The organism is Myroides sp. LJL115 (genome assembly GCF_054871665.1).
On record NZ_JBTXLS010000053.1, the window covers coordinates 1 to 20,608 of the forward strand.

Sequence of the window (20,608 nt, forward strand, 5' to 3'; positions counted from 1 at the left end):
CGGCCATAGCCTGTTCTTTGAAACTTTCGAAATCGAATCCGCTCTTTTTGTTGTTTGTGTTCATAAGACTAATTTACATTTTTATATGATATAATTAATTTTGTGACACAGTTGGTGGTACACTTTCAGAATAGGCTCCTTTATTGAGGGCCTATAAGCTTTGGAGTGTTTTTGATAGACTCTCTCCTTTCTTAATAGAATAGAGGAGAGAGTCTATGCATTATTTTTAAGCTTTTTCAATAAGTTATACGCAGCTCAATAGGTTGTTTAATTCCTTTAATCAAAAGCTTACTTTTTTCAAGGTTATTTTAGAAAGTAAAGCTAATACTTCCCATAATGTTTCTAGGTGCTCCTGCAAATACTCTTGTGTAGTCAAAACCTCCTAAAAAGTAATATTTATCAAAGATGTTGTTTACATTCACAGCTACTTTTACCTTGTCTATATGATAATAAACTGCTGCATTAGCTGTGGTGTAACTTGGCAAATATCCCCAAACAGTTTGTCCTTGGGCATCTTTTTCAAAACTGTCATTTAACCTTCTTTTGTCTACGTAATAAACTCCTGCACCAACACCTAGTCCTTTTAAGGCAGAATGGGATAAAACGTATTTTACCCACAAACTAGCAGAGTTTTTTGGTGCTCCAGCTAGTAACTGGCTGTCCTCTGAAGGGTCGGAAGAGTTTTTTATTTTCGTTTTGTTATAGGTGTAATTAGCCATGATTTGCAATTCTTTTGTGAATTGTCCTCTAATGTCTACCTCTACTCCTTGAGAGCTGACCTTACCAGCTTGTCGGTAATAAGGTAGTCCTTCAGGGCCTACAATACCAGTTTGCATAAGCATTTGATCTCTTTCTATATGGAATAAAGATAAATCCACTTGTAATTGGTCTTTTAAAAAGGCCGTTTTTACTCCGGTTTCGATTTGGTAGCTGCTTTCTGATTTAAATGGTTTATCCGAACCATATGCTTTGTGGTTTACAATGAAATCCGCCGAAACAGGTACATATCCTTGAGAATAACTAGCAAAGTAATTAATCGATGGACTAATTACGTAGGTTAACCCTACACGAGGTAAAAGTACATTTTGAGTAGCAGTATAATCCTTGGTGATATCGGTGCTTTTGGATCTGTGATTTTCATAACGTAAACCAACTACCATTTTAAAGCGCTCAAAAAGGTTTAATTGGTCTTGAAAATATACCCCTGTTGTATGGTAAGGGCTCATAAAAGGGTACTGTGTATTTGGGCGCCAGATATAGTCATTTAAGTTAACAGCTCCGTAAGAAGGCTTGTTTAGATCATAGGTTAATGGAACTATTTTTCCATCTACCATTTTACTTCTTGCTTCTCTTTGGTAACTATTTTTATCTACGTTGTACTGAGCGTAGTCTACTCCAACAACTAAATGGTTTTGAATATTGTCCTCATAGATATCCCATTTTACATAAGACACTACATTGGAGGTGTACTCTTTTCCATGACGGTCAAAAAAGCGCAAGTTCACTATAGTGTTCTCTGGCGGGTTTGCAAAGCTATTTAAGGTACGGTGCTCGTTTAAATCCTCTTTATAACTACTTTGGGTATAGTTGGTATTCCATACTAAATTAGGAGTTATCTTTTGCTTTAAACCAATACTAGCTGTAATGGTAGTGGTGTTGAAAAAATCAGATGGTTGGCTTAAAGAGAACGATCTAGGTAGTGCGTATAAATCTCCGCCTAAAATACTCATTCCTCTGTCTAAATACCCTTTAAAATTATCAAAGACTAAGTCAATAGAAATATCTGTTCCTTCCACTGGTTTTAGTAAGAAAGATGGAGCAAATAAGAAATTGGTTCTATTGTTTATATCTCTGAAAGTTTGAGAAGTTTCATATCCAGTGTTTAACCTATAAAGCATTTTTTTATTTTTCTCTAAAGGTCCACCTAAATCTAAGGTAGTTCTAAGGGTTTGAAAACTTCCAGCTGCAAGTTGTATGTTTCCTTTGAACTCGTCTAAAGGTTTTTTAGTAATCATATTAATAGTTCCACCTGGGGCAATATCCCCAAATAAAGAGGCAGTTGGACCTTTTAATACTTCAATACTCTCTAGGTTTAAAATCATAGGAGAACGGTAGTAGCTTTCTCCAAAGCCATAAGCTGAGCGCATACCATTAATTAGACGGTATCCAGTGTCATAACCACTTTTGAACCCCCTAATTACAAACTCATCATAAGAAGAAGCTTGGGTAACTCCAGCTAAATCTGAAATAACATCGGTTAATTGAAAGGCTTGTTTATCTTCCATTAATTCGGCCGATACTAAAGAAATACTTTGAGGAATATCTTTAATGGAGCCACTAAATTTACCGCCTAATACCGCCGAGTTAGTAAGGTAGGAATTATCTCTTCGGATAGTAACTAATACTTCCTCTAACTGGGTTTGGTCTTGCTCTAGTGTAAAGCGTAAGTTATCCAGCTTGCTTATATCTTTTTGATCTAATACGACATATTTGGTTTTGTATCCCATAGCCGTTATTTGTACGGAAATAGGTAAGGCAAAACTTTGTGAAGATTTGAACTCTCCTTTATTATCGGTAGTTAGGATTTGGCTATTTTGTACAATAACATCACAATAGGCTACTCCTTGACCTTGTTGGTCTAAAATACTTCCTTTGATTTGATAAGAGGCTTGAGAGAACCCTGTTAGGGTACACAATAAAAGTGCTAAAACACTAAGGGTTTGAAAAATAGATGTTCTCATCTTTTATAGGATATTAAATATAGGTGATACGCTACGAGCTATGTTTATTTGGAAAGGCCGTAGAAAAAATCTAAGTCTTGTTTTAATTCTTTTTGAAATTCTTCTGGGCTATAGATTTGAGGGTACGCCCAAGATTGCAGTTGTTTGGAGAATAGTAAGATCTTTAAAGTATGTGGGTTGAAGTTAAAAGTAGGAGTTAACTCATAGACTTGTTTGTTCACCACAGCAGGTAATGCTGCCAATTCTTTTAGATCATATACATCTTTTTGCGGAGTATTCCACAATACCATTAAGTCAGGATTCCATAAGTAAAGTGTTTCTGGGCTTAGGTTTGGCGCATCAATATCTAAAGGACAAGCATTAAGAGCTCCAGAACTGGTAATTACAAAGTCCATTAAAGATCCTTTTCCTGAAGTGGATAGAATTCTTCCTTTACTCCAGGAGTAGTAAATGGATTTCTTTTCTTGTACACTTTCTGCACGCTGTTTTAATTTATTAGATTCCGCAGTATAGTAGTCAATAAGTTCTTTAGCTCTTTTGTCTTTCCCCATTAAAGTGGCAATACCTAAAAACTCTTCCACAATACCTAATGGCTGGCTACCATCTACTGTGAAAACCTTGTATCCTAATGATTCTAACTGTTCACTTGTGTCGTTTTCTTGCTCTAAAAGAATAACTAAATCTGGTTCTAAAGCAATTATATTCTCCATTGAAATAGCTCTACCATTAAAAGTAGGTGCGCTAATTTGTTTGTTTTTAATACGAGGGTCTAAAGTAGATAAGAAATCATAGGTATCCTGTTGTAAATAAACCTCTTGCGTAATGGCAGTTAATTGGTCTTGGGCGCCAAGCATGTATATTTCCTCTACAATTGGAGTGAAAAGAACAGCTACTTTGGTGGCAATAGTATCTAAGGTTACTTGTTTACCTCTACTATCTGTTGCCACTACACTATGGGTAGAGCTCTTCGAATGCTGAGCGGAGTCCTTCACTTTTGTACAAGATTGTAAGAATAAAAATCCTATAAGGAAAAGGACGCTAAAAAGTAATTGTTTCTTTTGCATATAAACAATGGTTATAAATGTTTTGTTGAGGGTAGAAAAAGTGTCTAAAAAACACTGTGTTTTGTAATGTCACTTTTCGCTACAAATATACGCCAATCTTTGTTTGTAATTATATAGGTGTAAAAAAAAATATAAACAAATGCAATCTATTGATTTTATTGACTTTGTTGTTTGTTTGTTGTGACAAATGTATGTTTTTAGTAAGTTTTTAAGTAGTACAAAACTTGAATAATATAGTATATTTAGGTATTTGATGGATTAGTTCTTAATATGTGTTATGTGTGTGTTATGTATATTATTATTAGTGATATTGTGTGTTTTGTATTGATAATATTGTATTTTGTTGGTTATTGTGTTTTTATGGGCTAATTTGTCTTATGTCTATTTTAGACATTTGGCTATTGTAAAGACTTAAAATTAGAAACTATTAGTTATTTTGAAGGTTTAGTGAAATATAATACGAGGTAGGGAAGTACTTTAAAAGAGATTTTTTTAAGTAGTTTATTTACATAGTTTTATACTAGAGAAAAAAAGACTGCTTTAATCCTGGCAAATGGATAAAGCAGTCTATTGCGAAGACGAAAAATAAAATAAAAATGAAATGTATGTTATTTTGTTGTTTTATATATTACAATTTATGAAAAAATATAATTTTTAATATGGTAGTTTTTAGGTTAATTGAATAAAATTGAATAAAATAACATAGGTAATTTATACCCCATGGGCAAGTGGAGGTCTATTTTTAGCCTAGTAGGTAGACTTCTTGAGTGTTGCCAAGGATTCTAGAGGTGAGTATTTATTGGTAAATGTTATATTTAGTGGTGTTTTTGTTAGAAATACATGGTAAAAAAAGTGTATCTTGTAGAATATAATACAATTTGATACACATGAAACTAATTTATTCTTTTCCAAATTTGACTCAGGAACTACTGGATGAGCAAATGAGTATTTTAAAGCAAATGTTTGGATTTAATGAACTACCTAAGGATTACCAAGAGTTCCTTTTGAAAAACAATGGAGGTTTTGTATCTCCAGGAATTATCGATTGCGGAGATAGTTTACAAGATTTTGAACAAATTCGATTTGACTCTACTCTTTTAAAGCAAGAAGGTAGCTCAGAAACTGTTTGCCCAGTTTTATATAGTTTTAGTGCAGTTTGGTTAAATGATAAAATGGATCAAAGTAAAGTGCAGCAGTGGGATTTATTTGAGTTAATGGCAAACAATAGATATTTAAGGTCTTACTTTGATGTGATGCCGGATCAAATGATTTCTATTGCCAATTGTAATGGGAGAAATACCCTAGATATGGTTTGTATTTCTTTAGATAAGCAAGATTATGGTTGTGTTTACTACTATTTCAATCATGTTAATGGACCTAGTGATTTTCCAGGGTCGCTAAAACAAAAACAATTAGCTGAGGTGTACAAGCAATATGATATAGATCAGAATAGTTTTATTAGTAGCTCAACCCCAGAAGGAAAGCAAGTGCATAATGCTATTTTAAAAACTAATTTTGTAAAGGTAGCAGATAACTTCAATGACTTCTTACAAAAATGTTACTCTTGCGTAGGTAGTTTATAGCAAAGTACATATCCATATATAGTTAGGATCGCTTTTAAAGAGGGAAGAAAACTTTATATACAGGGTATTCTTTGGAGTATTTTGTTTTTTTTTATTGAACTTAAACATTGATTTTTTGTCTTTATTTAATAGGAACTCATAGTTGTTCAAACCTATTTAGGAGTAATTTGGAAACCATCGTTAAGCTTTTCAAAATAGGTAGTAGAGCGATTGCGATTTGAGTAACTCAAGTATATATTGTTATCTATGAAGTATGTTTTTTTGTTATTGTTTTTTAGTTTGAACCTTGTAGGAGCAAGCGCGATGCCTTTTAAAATTATAGGGCAAATCCAAGGTTTAACCCCTGGAGATACACTTTACTTTGAGAAGGTTACTCAACCTGGTTATAAAACCTCTTTTGCCTTTGAGGTGATAGTTGAAAAGCCCAATGAATTTTTTTATGAAGGGGAGCATCCACATGAAAGTCTTTATTTAATGAGTTATAGACCTGTTTCAGGGCAAGAGGTGGAGTTAGATCGTATAGGCGCTGAATTTTTAATTAAAGATCAAGAAATCCTATTAACTGGTAATACCGAGCAGATCTATTACCCAAAGATTGAAGGAGGGGTATATGACAATGAATTATTACAAGAGGCATTAAATTTGGATAATTCCCTATCTTCTAGAATAGGAGAGCTCTATAGATTGCGTTCACTAGCTGATAATAATAATGACACAAAAGCCAGCAAAGAATATTCATTAGAAATAGAGTCTTTTCATGCAGCTAATGAACAGGCCTATGAGCAATTAGATTCTTTATACCAGAATTTTTATAATTCCTTTCCTTCTTCAGATATTACTGTCGTAGAAACTTTAGCAGGTGTACGCTTTAAGCCTTATAATTTAAGCCTTGCTAGATACCAAAAAATGGACGATAAGGCTAGAGAAAGTCACTTTGGAAAGGCTTTGAAAAAGGAATTAGATATACTAGGTAGATTACAGCCTGGAGTAGATGCTCCAGATTTTGAGTTAACTGCTTTAGATGGTAGTAAGGTGAGCTTAAAGGATCTTAAAGGAACTTATGTTTTGCTTTATCATTGGGGAGTTTGTCCAGGATCTTTTCAAAGGGAAAATGATATTGTACAGTTTCAAAATGAATATAAGGATAAAGTAAATATTATTGGAATTACAGATAGTATCTTGGAGATAGAACAGTTATATGATCAAACTAATGAGAATGCTAAAAGCTATGGTATGAGTGTAAAGCCTATTTTAAAAAGTATGCTTGCCCACCCTTGGTTGGAGGTGGAGAAGATAGAGGCGAATAAACAAATGTTAGAGGATTATCCCTTTGCAAGTCTTCCTTATTTTGTTTTTATTTCTCCACAAGGAAAAATAATATCAAGAGGATCCCATAAAACTTTTTTTAAAGCCAAAGAAATACTAAAATTGGAGTCAGATTCCTTATAAGCTAGCAGGTAAGCAAGAGAATAAAGTTGGAGGTATAATGTCACTTAACGATGCTTTTTAGAATTTGTGTTCTATTGTATAGAAATTATAAAAATCCATTGGCATTGTACAATAGTATACTTTACTAAAAAAGTATATTTTGATAAGTAAGTACGTTTTACTTTAAAGCGCATAGAAAAAAAACTTAAAATAACTTTGAGGACTATACATTATATACCGTTAATGTATAGTCCTTTTTTTATCCTTTATAATGCAATAAATACCCTTATGGTATTAGGATTTAGCTTCGCAGTAGTTTATGGTATAATTACAAGATTTCCATTTTATATCGTTTTTACATTTTAGCAACATTAATTTAATCTATTAAAAGTATAAGGGGGTGGTTTTCAGTTGTTAGTAGTGTTTAGTTTTTGTAATTACTTTTAATACTGTTAATCTATTGTTAACAGTTAGGTAATGTCTTTGCTGGGCTGCAAGGCTATTTTTGCTAGAACAAAATTCAACTAAATGGAAGCTGTATCTACAAAACATTCTTCAAGTGGGAAATTAAATACCTTAATAATTGTTATCTCTGTTTTTCTATGTTATACAGGAATGTACGCTATTAGAAAATCTTTTTTAGCAGGGCAGTACTTAGGAGAAGGATTGCAATTTGGGTTGGAACAAAAAACTGTTTTTGTGATAAGTCAAGTATTAGGTTATATGGTCTCTAAGTTTATAGGTATTAAGGTAATTTCGGAGATGCCTAAATCTAAAAGAGCTTTATGGCTTATTGGCTGTACTACTTTTGGACTTCTTATGCTTGGGCTTTTTGCTATCGTGCCACAAGAGTATAAAGTAATTGCTATTTTCTTTAATGGGCTACCTTTAGGTATGATATTTGGAATTGTCTTCTCTTATATTGAGGGTAGAAGAAATACCGAGTTATTAGCAGCTGCTTTAAGTGCGACTTTTATCTTCTCTACAGGCTTAGTAAAGACATTAGGACTTATTTTAATGCAAGATTATGGCATTACCCAATACAATATGCCTTTTGCTACAGCTTTGTTATTTTTTCCTTTGTTTATACTTTCTGTAGCTTTATTAAATAAAAGTAAAGGGCCCAGTAAAAGTGATATAGAGGCTAGAACTGAGCGCTTACCTATGTTTAAAGAACAAAGAAGAGCATTTTTAAAAGCCAATGGATTAGGATATTTAGGCCTTGTAATTATCTATATGCTACTTACTATTGTTAGGGATTTTAGAGATAATTTCGTGGTAGAGTTTTGGGCAGAATTAGGCTACTCTGGAACGCCGAGTTTAATTACTTTAACGGAGATACCAGTAGCGGTTACCGTTCTTGTAATTGCCGCCATGTGTGTGTTGATTAAGAAAAATAAAAAGGCCTTTAACTTTGGTATGACTTTAACTGTTATAAGTGCACTTGTAATGATCGGTTCTACAATTTTATTTCAAAATAAATTGATGTCTCCAATAGTTTGGATGGTGGTAAGTGGTATAGGAGTATACTTACCCTACATACTATTTCATTGTCTTGTATTTGAGCGATTAGTAGCACTTTTACATTTTAAAGGAAATGTAGGATTTTTATTCTACTTAGCTGATTCCATTGGATATTTAGGAAGTGTGATGGTTTTACTTTTAAAAGAAATAACGGATTTCTCCACAAGTTGGAAGCATTTCTTTATTATCTTAAACCTTCAATCTGCTGTTATTATTATTAGTAGTGCCATTATGGTAGTATGGTATTTTAGCAAACAAATACAAAGAAAAACCGTATTGCTGAATCAAGCGGCCTAGAAAAAGAAAAGAAAATATAAAAAATATAACTAGACAAAAAAGTAAGATAAAAATGAATAACAAACAATACGATTTAATTGTCATTGGCGCAGGAGTTTTAGGAACTTTTCACGCTTACCATGCTGCTAAAAAAGGATTGAAAGTAGCTATTTTGGAAAAAGACCAAAAGCCTACTAGTGCTACAGTGCGAAATTTTGGGCAAGTAGTTCCTTCAGGTATGGATAGCAAATGGCAGAATTATGGTAGAGAGAGTTTATCTATTTATAAAGACATACAAAGTCAGTTTGATATTTCCGTTAGAAATAATGGGTCTGTATATTTGGCTTCCGATGAAAAGGAGCAACAATTAATTCAGGAGCTTCATAACATTAATAAAGCAAACGATTATGAGTCTGTTTTATTAAGTAAACAAGAGTGTTTAAAGCGCTACCCAGGTTTAAGAGAAGATTATGTGAAGAGTGGACTTTTTTTCCCTCAGGAAGTGACGGTTGAACCAAGACAAATGATCCATAAATTGCATGAATATTTAACTAAGGAACATCTTTTAGATATATTCTACAATACCCAAGCTCTTATTTGTGAGACAATTTCTCAAGGTAAAGTAAGTGTTCTAACTAGCTCTATGCAAAGGATAGAGGCGCAGAAAGTAATTATTTGCTGCGGGTCAGAATTTAAAACACTATACCCAGAGGTATTTAACCAAAGTGATTTAGAAATCACTAAATTGCAAATGCTCAGTACGGTAGCTCAACCCAAAGAGTACCAATTAAAAGGTTCTATTTTAACTGGGTTATCTATACGCAGATATGAGGCATTTCATGAATGTGCTTCTTTTGCTGAAATTAAAGCACAAGAGGATCCTAATTCTTTTGAGAAAAAGTGGGGTGTACACATTTTGTTTAAACAAGCCACCGATGGGTCAATTATTATTGGAGATTCTCATGAATATGCCGATGCAAAAAACTTTGATCAATTAGGTTTTGATATTAAAGCAGAGATAAATGACTTTATGATACAAGAGGCTAAAAAGATTTTCGATTTGCCTTCTTACCAAATACAGCAATCTTGGTATGGTATTTACTCTCAATGTAAAAATAGCGATATATTCCAACATACTATTGATGATCACATTCATATTGTAACTGGAATTGGAGGAAAAGGAATGACGGGAAGTGCAGGTTTTGCAAAACAAAATATTAATATACTATTTAATAAATAACAAATGAAAGAGATTAAATTAGCTGTTTTTGATATGGCTGGAACTACGGTAAACGAAGATAATTTAGTGTATAAAACCCTTTTACAGGCTATTTTAAAACATGGATTTGAGTGTACGTTAGACCAAGTACTTGCCTATGGTGCAGGAAAAGAAAAACTACAAGCTATTTATGATACGTTAGAGCAAATAGCCGATAGTAAAACAGCTCAAGAAAAGAGTAAGCAAATTTTCGAAGACTTTAAATTAGGTCTAGAAACTGCTTATAATACTACAGAGGTATTTGGTTTTGAAAACGTAGAAACCTTGTTTTCTACTTTAAGAGAAAATGGGATTAAAGTAGTATTAAACACAGGTTACGACAGTAAAACAGCCAATACTTTACTTAATAAGTTAAACTGGGAAGTAGGACGGGAAATAGATGGACTTGTTACTGCAAGTGATGTAGTAAATGGTAGACCACATCCGGATATGATTCATTTAGCTATGGAAAAAGCTGAAGTAAGCGATAGTCAGCAAGTACTTAAAGCTGGAGATTCAGCTATTGATATTATGGAGGGTAAAAATGCTAATTGTGGTTTAGTTGCTGGGGTGTTAACTGGGGCACAAACCAAAGAACAGCTTTTAGAGGCTAATCCAGATTATATCTTAGACCAGTTAACGGATTTACAAGATATTTTAATCAAATAATACTTTTTGTGTCTTTTAGTTTTTCTAAAAAGCAAAGTGATATCAGGTGAAATAGATATAGAAAAGGGGTCCGTATATGGAACCCTTTTTTAGTATTACAATTTTGTTCTAGGTAAATTTATTTCATGGGCCCTTGGATATGGAGCTCTATTGGTGGTGGATATATCGAGCTTTAAGTTATTAATAGCACTGTTGCTTAGATTGCAGTTTTGTGCATATCTAGGATCGTCTATAAAGGGCATCAGAGCCATTTTTTGTATTTCCAAACTAGCCTGACCATAGGCAAGTTGTACCTTGCCTAATAATAAGTAACAACCAGGTCCTACAAAAGGGTAGGCCCTGATGGAATCTGGAAAATGGACAGTGTCAAAGTAATGGCCACGGGCGTCAATCCAAGTGCCAAAATACATACTTCCTTTATTGGTAGGAACGTGTTTTGTACAAATTAAGTAGCCTAGCATTTTAACTACTTTTCCCTGATGATTGATCAGTTCATCTGCCATAAAATCGCCTTTATAGCTTGTTTTTAATAGATCAAATACGCTGCAACTCACACTAAAGCCTAAAAGTTCTATCTCATCATAAGCATCCTCTGTTATAGAGCGCTGTAGGGTTGGAAACTCATAACAAGGTAAGCTACTTTGAAGTAGGGTAGGTTGTAGGTTTCTTTTTGGCTTTTGCATTAGCAAACGTCCAAGAATCAGCAGTTCACTCTTAGAGACATTAAAGCACTTAAAGGCACCAACAAAAATTAAGTTTTGCATGGTTTCTATGCCTATATCTACTCTTTGTAAAAAATCTTCCAAGTTCAAGAAGGCGCCAAAAAGATTTCTACTAGAAAGAATGTTTTCTATGGTTTGTTCACTAATAGATTGTAAAAATCCAAGGCCTAAATAAAGGTCATTTTGTTTTAAAACACAGTTTCTATCGCTTGTGTTTATACAAGGAGGATGAATAATGGCACCTGCCATTTTAGCCTCGTGCAAATAAACCTCTGTACGGTAGAAACCTCCTTGGTTATTGATAACAGCTGTGATAAATTCCAAAGGGTAATGTACCTTTAAATACAGGCTTTGGTAACTTTCAATAGCATAGGAAGCCGAGTGAGCCTTGCAAAAAGAATATCCTGCAAAGGATTCAATTTGCTGGTATATTTTTTGGGTAAGATCCAAAGAATGCCCCTTTTGTAAACAGTGATCAAAGAAGCGATTTTTGATTTGTTGCAATACATCAAGGGATCTGGTTTTACCACTCATAGCTCTTCTTAGTAAATCTCCATCACTTGGCGCAAGACCAGCAAAATGCAAAGCAATTTTTATAACATCCTCTTGGTAGACCATAATACCATAGGTTTGTTTTAATTGCTGTTCAAATACGGGATGGAAATACTCAAAGCAAGTAGGATTATTATGTCGAAAGATATACTCTTGCATCATACCACTTTTAGCCACTCCAGGGCGTATAATGGAAGAGGCTGCAACAAGGGTTTTGTAATTATCGCATTGTAGTTTTTTTAAAAGTCCCCTCATAGCTGGGCTCTCAATGTAAAAGCAACCAATGGTATGGCCTTTTTCTAAGGCAGCATTACATAAAGGATGATCTTTCGAAAGGCTAATGTCTTGTATATCAATAGAGATGTTTTTGTTTTGCAAAACAAGCTCTGTAGCCTCTTTTATATGGCCAATTCCCCTTTGAGAGAGTATGTCAAACTTCTCATAACCTATATCCGATGCGGTATGCATATCCATTTGTATTACTGCAAATCCCTTTGGGGGATAATCCAAGGCGCAAACATTGTATAGGGGTTCTTGGGATATAATTACTCCACAAGCGTGCATGGTTCTTTGATTAGGAAACCCTTGTAAAATGGTGGCATAATAGAGTACCAAATCCGTTATGGAATTGGTATTTGTGTAGGTGTTTTTTTTGGATAATTGGTCGAGTTCCTGTTTGTTTAAGCCCAATACTTTTCCTATTTCTCTTACACTAGAACGGTATTTAAAGGTGGAAATAGCCCCACAAAAGCCAACGTGGTCTTGTCCATATTTCTTAAATATGTAGTTCAAGATAACATCCCTTTGATCCCAAGACCAATCTATATCAAAATCTGGAGGACTATTTCTGTTTTCATTTAAAAATCTCTCAAAATACAAATCTAATTCTAAGGGACAAACATTGGTTATCCCTAAAAGGTATCCTACTATACTATTGGCGCCACTTCCTCTACCTATATGCATAAAACCTTGGGATTTACTAAAACATACAATATCCCATGTGATTAAGAAATAACCACAAAAATCGAGCTTTTGAATTACTTCAAGTTCTCTGTGGGTGCGCTCTAGGGCTTTTTGGTTATCAGGGCCATAGATTTCTTGTAATCCCTTTAAAGCAAGCTGGGTCAAGAGTGCAAAATCAGATGCTTTATCCTGGGTAAAGTGTTTTTTATTGCGCGATACTTTCCAATCAAAAGTAAAGGTGCAATCTTGTAATATATCTTTGGTGTTTTGAAGTATAATAGGATAATTTTCAAAGGCTTTCTCTATATGAGCTATACTTTGTATTTGGTGGTGCTCCGTGGCGGTATTTTGATCACAGATTTGAGTTAGTAGAATATTTTGATCAATTGCTCTTAGAATTTTATGTAATTCTAAGTGCTCTTTACTTTGAATGGTAATAGGTTGTAATACTACCATTTTATCTATCCATTTTTTATACTTTGGATCATATAATAGATTAACCTGTTGGGTGGTTATTCCAATATATTGATTTTCTTGTAGTTCCTTAGGTAAGTTAGAAATAGGATAAATCGTATAATAGTGGTCAGACCCCTTACATTGTGTAGGTAAACAAAACCTGTTTTGATTAACTTGACTTATTAATTGATGTATTTGTGCTAAGCCCTTTTTATTTTTAGCCAATTGGATATAATAGTGGATATTATCTTTTCTAAAATCTACCCCTACAACTGGCTTAATCTGCTTTTTTTGACATTCTTGTATAAAACTATACATAGCAGTTGTGTTATTGATATCGGTCAGAGCTAAGGTTGTAAGACTATTTTTATGGGCTAAGTCCACTAACTCCTCTACGCTAAGGGTTCCATATCTTAGACTATAATAGGTGTGTGAATTAATAAACATAACAGACGATAAAAAAGGGTTAGTAATTGGTTTTGTGCTTGTTTTTTAGAACAGCTCCAGAACATCTACCAAGCGCATTTGGACCGAATCTTTTTTTAATACTATCCATAGTTTGGTATAAATTCACTAATTCAGGAGTGTTCTCAAATAGATTCATTTGGTAGGTCCCCCTTACCAAAGAGCTAAATTGTATACCAATTAGTCGCAATCGCATCCTCCTGTTGTACAATTGATCAAACAACTCCCATACTATACTAGTTAGAGTATGGTCTTGACTAGTATAAGGAATTTTACTTTGTTTGGTATGTGTGTCAAAGTTAGAGTAGCGGATTTTTACGCTAACTAAGCTAGTTAGCCATTTTTGATCTCTAAGTTCAAAGGCTAACTTCTCTACCATACCTATAAATAAGGCCTTTATTTGGGCGATATCTATGGTGTCTGTTTCAAAGGTGTGTTCATTGGAAATACTTTTCTTCTCTTTATAAGGCTCTACTATAGAGGTATCAATACCATTGGCTTTTTGCCATATGTCTATACCTGGTTTTCCCAAAATTTGATGTAGAATTTCCACAGGCATTAAAGAAAGAGTACGTATATCTTTTATTCCTATACGGGATAAAGTATCATAGGTTATCGGGCCCACACTGGGAATCTGACGAATGGATAAAGGATTTAAAAAAGGTTGTACCTGATGTTTTTCCAGGTGAATGAATCCTTGAGGCTTGGCCTGAGTAGTGGCTATTTTACATACTGTTTTATTTACCGATAAGGCATAACTCAAAGGCAACCCCGTCTGCTTTTGTACCAAAGAGGTAAGCTCCTTTGTCCATTGGTTTAAACTAAAGAACTTATCCATACCAGTGAGATCCATATAAAACTCATCAATGCTAGCTTTTTCTACAACGGGAGCCTCTTGGGTTAAAATATCCGTAACAATATGGGATAAGTTAGAGTATAATTGCATATCTCCTTTTATAACTTTAGCCTGAGGACAAAGCCGGATAGCCATTTTTAAAGGCATAGCTGATCTTACTCCAAAATACCTTGCCTCATAGGAACAACTAGAAACCACTCCTCTGTCTCCAGCTCCAATAATAACAGGTATACCGTTTAAGGAGGAGTTTTGTAAGCGTTCACAAGACACGAAAAAACTATCTAAATCTAAATGTACAATCGCCCTTTGCATAGTAATAGAGGTGTTAAAAATATTTTTAGCAAACTTACTATTATTTGTATCTAATATTTGTATATTTGTTGATATAAATCATAGCAAAATGTCATTACTATCCGATAATATTAGATATTTACGTTCCCAAAGGGCTGAATCTCAGCAAAAAGTAGCCGAAGGCTTAGGGATTACTCGTGGGCGATATGCCAAATATGAAGAAGGAGCCTCAGAGCCTCCTTTGACTCTTTTGTTGCGTATTAGTCGTTATTTTCATGTAAGTGTGGATTTAATGATTTCCGTGGATTTGAGAAAAGTGCCAATGGGAGAATTATTAAAGCTAGAGGATAACCGTATTTTACTTCCTATTATGGTAGATGCCCATCAAAATAACTTTATTGAGATTATTGCTCATAAAGCTCAAGCTGGATACCTCCATGGCTATTCGGATCCTGAATTTATTCAAAGTTTGGATCAGATTTCTATGCCTTTTTTAGGAAGTGGTAAGTATAGAGCCTTTCCAATAGAAGGAGACTCTATGCCTCCACATCAAAGTGGAGCGTTTGTCATTGGTAGATATGTAGAAAGCTTGCAAGAGGTCAAAGACGGTAGAACTTATGTATTAATTACAAGACAAGATGGTATAGTGTACAAAAGAGTATATCGTTTGACTCAAGAGATATTCGAACTGCACTCAGATAATAGTTTCTATCGCCCTTATAGTATTGAGGCTGGCGATATTTTAGAAATATGGGAATTTGCAAGTAGTATTGCTACTAGTGAATTTAAACCTGAGGAGTTAGGGCCAGAAGATACAAGGACAATGTTTCGAGAAATCAAACAAATGCTAAGTGTGGTGATGGATAAAAAAGCAAAGTAAATTTCCTTTTTATGTGTTAAATTTCCTTATATACAGTTAAGGGGAAATAAAAAAATGTACTTTTACTTGGTATTTCTCCCTAGTTATTAAGGCCTTATCTATAAAGTAAAACATATAATAGAGTAAGAGCATACTATTTAATAAACCATTATGAGCGAATCAGAAGCGATAACCACCCATAGATTAGATATATTGCCTTTGCAAGTAGGGGATGCTAGGTTTATTTATGAATTAGTCAATACTCCAAATTGGCTGATGTATATTGGCGATAAACATATATATACCTTAGAGCAAGCTTTAGATTACATACAAGTGATACTACATAGTAATCATTTGTTCTTTTGGTGCGTCTTGGATAAAGTAACCCATAATAAAATGGGACTTATAAGCCTTATTAAAAGAGATAACTTAGACTACTATGATATTGGTTTTGCCTTTTTGCCTGAATACTGTGATAAGGGATATGCCTTTGAAGCAGGATTAGCTTTTATAGCTCAATTAGCCACTAGCCATTCATGCATATACGCCTTAACGGATGCTAGAAACCCTAACGCTATTAAATTATTGAATCGTTTAAATTTCACTAGTAAAACAGTGAAACAAGAGAACGATCAATTACTGCTTTTATTTGAACGCAATTTGCATAAGTAGGAATTAGTTCTTTTCTACTTAATCAATATATCTGTTTACTCTACTAACCAAATTTATTAAAGAACATCCCTGATTATCCTTTGTGGATAGCTCTAGGGATAGAATTGTGGCTAATTTCAATTAAAAATAGCCATAAACCACTAGAAGAAAAAGTATACTCCTTTGCCAAAAAAGCGTAATTTTATCTCTGTAATATAAACGCTACTATGTATAAAAAAATAGGGATATTCTTCTTGCTTATCTTTGTGGTTTGCTGTTCGAAATCCAAGGATAAAGAGGATATAGAAAATACAATTTCCTTTTATTATTGGAAGACAGTATTTAACTTAAAGGACAAGGAAAAAGAATATTTAAAGGATTTTAATAGCTCTAAACTCTATGTTCGCTATTTAGATATAGGCCTTAAAAATGGCAAAGCCATTCCTATTGCTCCCATTATATTTAAAGACTCCTTAGTAGAGGAAAATATTATTCCTGTAGTGTATATCAAAAATGAAGTAATGCTCAAAAAGGATATAGATTTAGGACAACTCGCTCGTCAAATTGTGGATTTTATAGACCAAATAAATAAAAAAAATAATCTGTCTATCAAAGAGATACAATTAGATTGTGATTGGACTCTTCAAAGTAAACAAGCTTTTTTCTCTTTGATCGATCATATTAAAAAATCCAGTAATAAACGCATTTCCTGTACCATTCGTTTACATCAAATAAAATATGCAAACAAAACAGGTATACCCAATGTGGATTATGGTGTCTTGATGTATTATAATATGTCGGCTATCTCTAATGATACCCTTAACTCCATTTATAACAGAGAGGTAGCTAAGTCTTATATAGGGAATCTGAAAAATTATCCTTTGCCTTTATCTTATGCCTTACCTATTTATTCTTGGGTGGTAATTAGCCAAAAGGATAAAGTAGTGGGACTTTTAAATGGTATGAGCATAGAAGACTTAAAAAACAATCCTCTTTTGGTAGCAAAAACAGAAAATATTTTTGTGGCAAAGGACCAAACTATGGTTAAAAATAAATTAATCCAAAAAGGACAGGAATTAAAATTAGAACATATTAAAGAGCATCAGCTCCAAGAAATGATACAAGATTTAAAGCAAAATGCCCAAAGCTCTACTTTAGATATTTTACTATATGATCTTAATGAAATAAACTTATCTAGCTATGAAAAACAGACTTTACAAGACTTGGTGTATCATTAGTGCCTTTGGCCTTAGCCTTAGCTATGGCATTTATTCTTATGGTTGTGCCGATGGTTGGTGGGATTATTCAGATCATTCTGTTTTAACCCCAGAGGCTTTTGCAGATGAGTCTTATAAACCGCTATTTTACGCTCCTTATGACAAATTTTACGATTATTCTTCTATGAATAATGTCTCCATGTTCACTCCAGGTATGCTAGAGGACTGGAAAGAATACTTAAAGGGATTAGTACCTGAAAAAGACATAGAGGAGTGTCTATTATTTACCCCAAGTGAGCAATTGAGTTTTGAGGATTATTTTATGGGCTTAACTCCAAAAATTGAAAGAGAATGGGACTATAAAAATAAAAAGGTAGTGGGGTTTTTAACCTTTTTAAATCTGGCAAAAAAACTAGAGTTCTACTCTACTCAAAGCTATGACTATTGGGATTATGATTCTTATCAAGCTGTTTTATTAGATAGAGATATGGCTCAGGCTGTGGAAAGGTCCTATTTTGACCAAGTAGCTATTAATGAGGATTTAGATGATTTCTTGAAAAACCGCTTGTGGTTTCAAGTAATGAAAGCTTACTTTTATAGCGAAAATCGCTATGCCGTAGTGGATTTCTTTTTTGCCACTAAGGATAGTCAGCCTAAAAATGAGCTATACTATAGAGCTCTAGGGTATGTTGGAGGAGCTTATTATCAAGTAGGAGACTACCAAAATAGCAATAGGATCTTCGCCGAGGTATTTGATCAAAGTCCAGTACTTAGACAAGTGGCTTTATACAATTTTAAAGCTCTACCTCAAAAGGATATAGAAGGACTTGCTCAAACAGTAGACAATTCAAGCACCAAGGCTGCTTTATGGGCTTTGTATGGATATTATACTATGGATCAAACCTTGGAGGCCATGCAAAAAATATATGTTGTTGACCCTGGAAGTAAACATTTAGACTTTTTATTAACTAGATGGATTAACCTAAAAGAGGCTGAAGTAACCCAGTTAAACCCTAAAGATTTTAAAAATAAAAAGGAATACCTAAAGAAAGTAAACACTGTTTTAGATAAGAACAAGGTAGATTGGATCCAAAAGACTGCCCAGAGTACAAAGCAGTTACACAATCCTGCTTTATGGCAAATAGCTAGTGGTTATTTGTGTATTTTACAAGGTAATAATACTAGGGCAGCTGAGTTTTTAAATAAGGCTAAAACCCTTGAAATTAAAAGCCCTTTAGTAAGTCAACAGATAAGACTATTTGAGATAATCAATCAAGTGGATCAGTTACAATCTATAAGTAATCAAGGCCCTACGGGATTGTTAGATGATTTGCAGTGGTTATTGAATGACTTAAACAAAGACCAAGTTGCTCAGGAGTCTTCCTTTAGATACTCCTTTGGCCAAAGCTGGGTAAGACAAAAATTAGCTGACTTATACCTAAAAGAGGACCAAAGGGTATTAAGCGAGATAGTATACCCAAATTTATCCTTTTACGATAGTTTGGAAAATACCCAGGCTATGGAGGATTTCTTAAGTAAGGGAAGCTTCAATGCTTGGGAGAAAATTCTACTGGAAAATTATCCAATTTATTTACAAGAGCTCTACCAACAAAAAGCTATTCTATTGTTTTATCAAGATAAGCTACAAGAGAGCTTAGCTTATATGCAGAAAGCCACTTCGGTGACTAAGAAAGATTATTTCGGCCAAGATTATACCTATAAGCTTAAAGATTATGAGCTTTTAGGTAATCCCTTTAATGGAAAGATTAAAGACTGTAATGATTGCGATCATGCGGCCAAACAATCTGTAAAGTATACCAAGGAAACATTTTTGCAAAAGATGATAGAAATGCAAGATAAAATTGCACAAAATCAAGAGGTATATAATAATGCACTCTTACTTGGAAATGCATTTTATAATACTACTTATTTTGGAAATGCCCGTATGTTTTACCACAGTAGATTATTTGCAGAAAATAGTAATTACATAGAAGAGCAAACCCAGAAATATATTTTAAATATGGACTTGGCCAAAAAGTATTATACCTTGGCCTTTAATAATGCTACTAATGACGAGCAAAAAGCCAAGATTGCCTATCTACTAGCAAAAATTCAAAGAAATGAATTCTACAATCAAAAATACTTGCGCAACAATTATTTCTCTATGATCTATGGGGATGATACAGCCTTTTTAGCATGGCAAGGTTTTCAAGATTTATATAACCTTTATAGGGATACAAAGTATTACCAAGAGGTAATTAAGGAATGTGGGTATTTTAAAACTTACCTAGACCAACAATAACAAGCTGGATAAAAGTAGCTCAAAAGATATAAGTCTTGTAGCATCTTAGAAAGGTTAGATTAAATACACAAAAGACTTTTGAGTGAAGTGAAAATAATAGATAGCAACATTTAGCTGCTGCCCTTGAGAAGCAAACTTAAGAAAGTTTTTCCTTGCCTTATAGTAAAAAACCTCTTTAGATTATAATATAATTTAAAGAGGCTTTTTTGTGTGCCCAGCATGGGTAGTAACTCTAGGGTGTAAGTCCCGAACACGCCTTTACAACGGGAAGTGTTAGCCAAATGCAAGGGTGTCCATCGCAAGGTGGAATCTGAAGGAAGCGCTAGGCAAACCCTTGACCTGACGAACAGAAACTATATCAGGCTCAATAATATCGGATAAGGTTGCTAAACAAACTGAAGTCCAAAGTTGTACGGAGATATTTAGGGTAAATATAGCAGGTATATGAGGGGAAAGTTACTGTTCTTACCTGGGGAGGTCTTACAGACATAGGAAAGTTTTTTTTTTACAGAACTATGGATAACAATTGCTGTAAGAAGTCAGCAGAAGTCATAGTAGGTATGGATACAAGCTTGGCAATACCAAGAAGTCTTACGAAATACTGAAGGACTGAACTTAATTTAAATGAGTAGTAAATGAATGTTACCTAATGAAGGAAGGAATGCAGAAAATATCAAAATATATTGATAACTACCTTGGAAAGGATAGGACGGAATCCGAAAGCTACCAAG

General features: G+C 33.9%; 13 protein-coding genes. 9 read left to right on the top strand and 4 right to left on the bottom strand.

The window, feature by feature from the left end; genetic code table 11:
* Positions 1-308: 308 nt before the first annotated feature.
* The gene (locus tag ACYSNX_RS11360) at positions 309-2,741 is read right to left on the bottom strand and encodes a TonB-dependent siderophore receptor (protein ID WP_461754790.1); all 2,433 of its coding nucleotides are present in this window, start codon (positions 2,739-2,741) and stop codon (positions 309-311) included.
* A 44-nt stretch (positions 2,742-2,785) separates the two neighbouring features.
* A complete protein-coding gene (locus ACYSNX_RS11365; RefSeq protein ID WP_461754791.1) occupies positions 2,786-3,805 on the bottom strand; it encodes an ABC transporter substrate-binding protein in 1,020 nt (339 codons plus the stop codon).
* 887 nt (positions 3,806-4,692) lie between these two features.
* Here ACYSNX_RS11365 and ACYSNX_RS11370 point away from each other — a divergent pair.
* From ACYSNX_RS11370 to ACYSNX_RS11390, 5 genes are all read left to right on the top strand, one after another.
* Positions 4,693-5,388, top strand: a complete 696-nt coding sequence (locus ACYSNX_RS11370) for an SMI1/KNR4 family protein (protein ID WP_461754792.1) — start codon at positions 4,693-4,695, stop codon at positions 5,386-5,388.
* Positions 5,389-5,634: 246 nt separating this feature from the next.
* Positions 5,635-6,837: a TlpA family protein disulfide reductase gene (locus ACYSNX_RS11375; RefSeq protein WP_461754793.1), complete on the top strand. Its 1,203-nt coding sequence runs from the start codon at positions 5,635-5,637 to the stop codon at positions 6,835-6,837.
* Between the two features lie 507 nt (positions 6,838-7,344).
* Entirely contained in the window at positions 7,345-8,637 is a 1,293-nt protein-coding gene (locus ACYSNX_RS11380; protein ID WP_461754794.1) for a DUF5690 family protein, read from the top strand.
* A 52-nt stretch (positions 8,638-8,689) separates the two neighbouring features.
* Positions 8,690-9,856: a TIGR03364 family FAD-dependent oxidoreductase gene (locus tag ACYSNX_RS11385; RefSeq protein ID WP_461754795.1), complete on the top strand. Its 1,167-nt coding sequence runs from the start codon at positions 8,690-8,692 to the stop codon at positions 9,854-9,856.
* 3 nt (positions 9,857-9,859) lie between these two features.
* On the top strand, positions 9,860-10,543 hold the full coding sequence (locus tag ACYSNX_RS11390; RefSeq protein ID WP_461754796.1) for a phosphonatase-like hydrolase: 684 nt from the start codon (positions 9,860-9,862) through the stop codon (positions 10,541-10,543).
* Between the two features lie 95 nt (positions 10,544-10,638).
* On the opposite strand, the gene dnaE is transcribed toward ACYSNX_RS11390, so the two are convergent.
* Both dnaE and dinB read right to left on the bottom strand, forming a co-directional pair.
* Positions 10,639-13,683, bottom strand: a complete 3,045-nt coding sequence (dnaE, locus tag ACYSNX_RS11395; RefSeq protein ID WP_461754797.1) for a DNA polymerase III subunit alpha — start codon at positions 13,681-13,683, stop codon at positions 10,639-10,641.
* A 19-nt stretch (positions 13,684-13,702) separates the two neighbouring features.
* On the bottom strand, positions 13,703-14,869 hold the full coding sequence (gene dinB / locus ACYSNX_RS11400; RefSeq protein WP_461754798.1) for a DNA polymerase IV: 1,167 nt from the start codon (positions 14,867-14,869) through the stop codon (positions 13,703-13,705).
* An 88-nt stretch (positions 14,870-14,957) separates the two neighbouring features.
* Between dinB and ACYSNX_RS11405 the strand changes: the two genes are divergently transcribed.
* The 4 genes from ACYSNX_RS11405 to ACYSNX_RS11420 all read left to right on the top strand — a co-directional run bounded on the left by ACYSNX_RS11405 (position 14,958) and on the right by ACYSNX_RS11420 (position 19,877).
* Positions 14,958-15,728, top strand: a complete 771-nt coding sequence (locus tag ACYSNX_RS11405; protein WP_461754799.1) for an XRE family transcriptional regulator — start codon at positions 14,958-14,960, stop codon at positions 15,726-15,728.
* 150 nt (positions 15,729-15,878) lie between these two features.
* A complete protein-coding gene (locus tag ACYSNX_RS11410; RefSeq protein WP_461754800.1) occupies positions 15,879-16,379 on the top strand; it encodes a GNAT family N-acetyltransferase in 501 nt (166 codons plus the stop codon).
* Between the two features lie 206 nt (positions 16,380-16,585).
* Positions 16,586-17,596, top strand: coding sequence for a hypothetical protein (locus tag ACYSNX_RS11415; RefSeq protein WP_461754801.1), 1,011 nt, complete (start codon positions 16,586-16,588; stop codon positions 17,594-17,596).
* A complete protein-coding gene (locus ACYSNX_RS11420) occupies positions 17,559-19,877 on the top strand; it encodes a hypothetical protein (protein ID WP_461754802.1) in 2,319 nt (772 codons plus the stop codon). Before ACYSNX_RS11415 ends, ACYSNX_RS11420 begins: the two co-directional genes overlap by 38 nt.
* The last annotated feature ends 731 nt before the right edge of the window (positions 19,878-20,608 follow it).

Bases quoted from the DNA above. Each gene is read 5' to 3' on its own strand.
- ACYSNX_RS11375 (WP_461754793.1), top strand. From the start codon at position 5,635: ATGAAGTATGTTTTTTTGTTATTGTTTTTTAGTTTGAACCTTGTAGGA.
- ACYSNX_RS11390 (WP_461754796.1), top strand. From the start codon at position 9,860: ATGAAAGAGATTAAATTAGCTGTTTTTGATATGGCTGGAACTACGGTA.
- ACYSNX_RS11415 (WP_461754801.1), top strand. From the start codon at position 16,586: ATGTATAAAAAAATAGGGATATTCTTCTTGCTTATCTTTGTGGTTTGC.
- dinB (WP_461754798.1), bottom strand. From the start codon at position 14,869: ATGCAAAGGGCGATTGTACATTTAGATTTAGATAGTTTTTTCGTGTCT.
- ACYSNX_RS11410 (WP_461754800.1), top strand. From the start codon at position 15,879: ATGAGCGAATCAGAAGCGATAACCACCCATAGATTAGATATATTGCCT.
- ACYSNX_RS11385 (WP_461754795.1), top strand. From the start codon at position 8,690: ATGAATAACAAACAATACGATTTAATTGTCATTGGCGCAGGAGTTTTA.
- ACYSNX_RS11405 (WP_461754799.1), top strand. From the start codon at position 14,958: ATGTCATTACTATCCGATAATATTAGATATTTACGTTCCCAAAGGGCT.
- ACYSNX_RS11365 (WP_461754791.1), bottom strand. From the start codon at position 3,805: ATGCAAAAGAAACAATTACTTTTTAGCGTCCTTTTCCTTATAGGATTT.
- ACYSNX_RS11370 (WP_461754792.1), top strand. From the start codon at position 4,693: ATGAAACTAATTTATTCTTTTCCAAATTTGACTCAGGAACTACTGGAT.
- dnaE (WP_461754797.1), bottom strand. From the start codon at position 13,683: ATGTTTATTAATTCACACACCTATTATAGTCTAAGATATGGAACCCTT.
- ACYSNX_RS11360 (WP_461754790.1), bottom strand. From the start codon at position 2,741: ATGAGAACATCTATTTTTCAAACCCTTAGTGTTTTAGCACTTTTATTG.
- ACYSNX_RS11380 (WP_461754794.1), top strand. From the start codon at position 7,345: ATGGAAGCTGTATCTACAAAACATTCTTCAAGTGGGAAATTAAATACC.
- ACYSNX_RS11420 (WP_461754802.1), top strand. From the start codon at position 17,559: ATGAAAAACAGACTTTACAAGACTTGGTGTATCATTAGTGCCTTTGGC.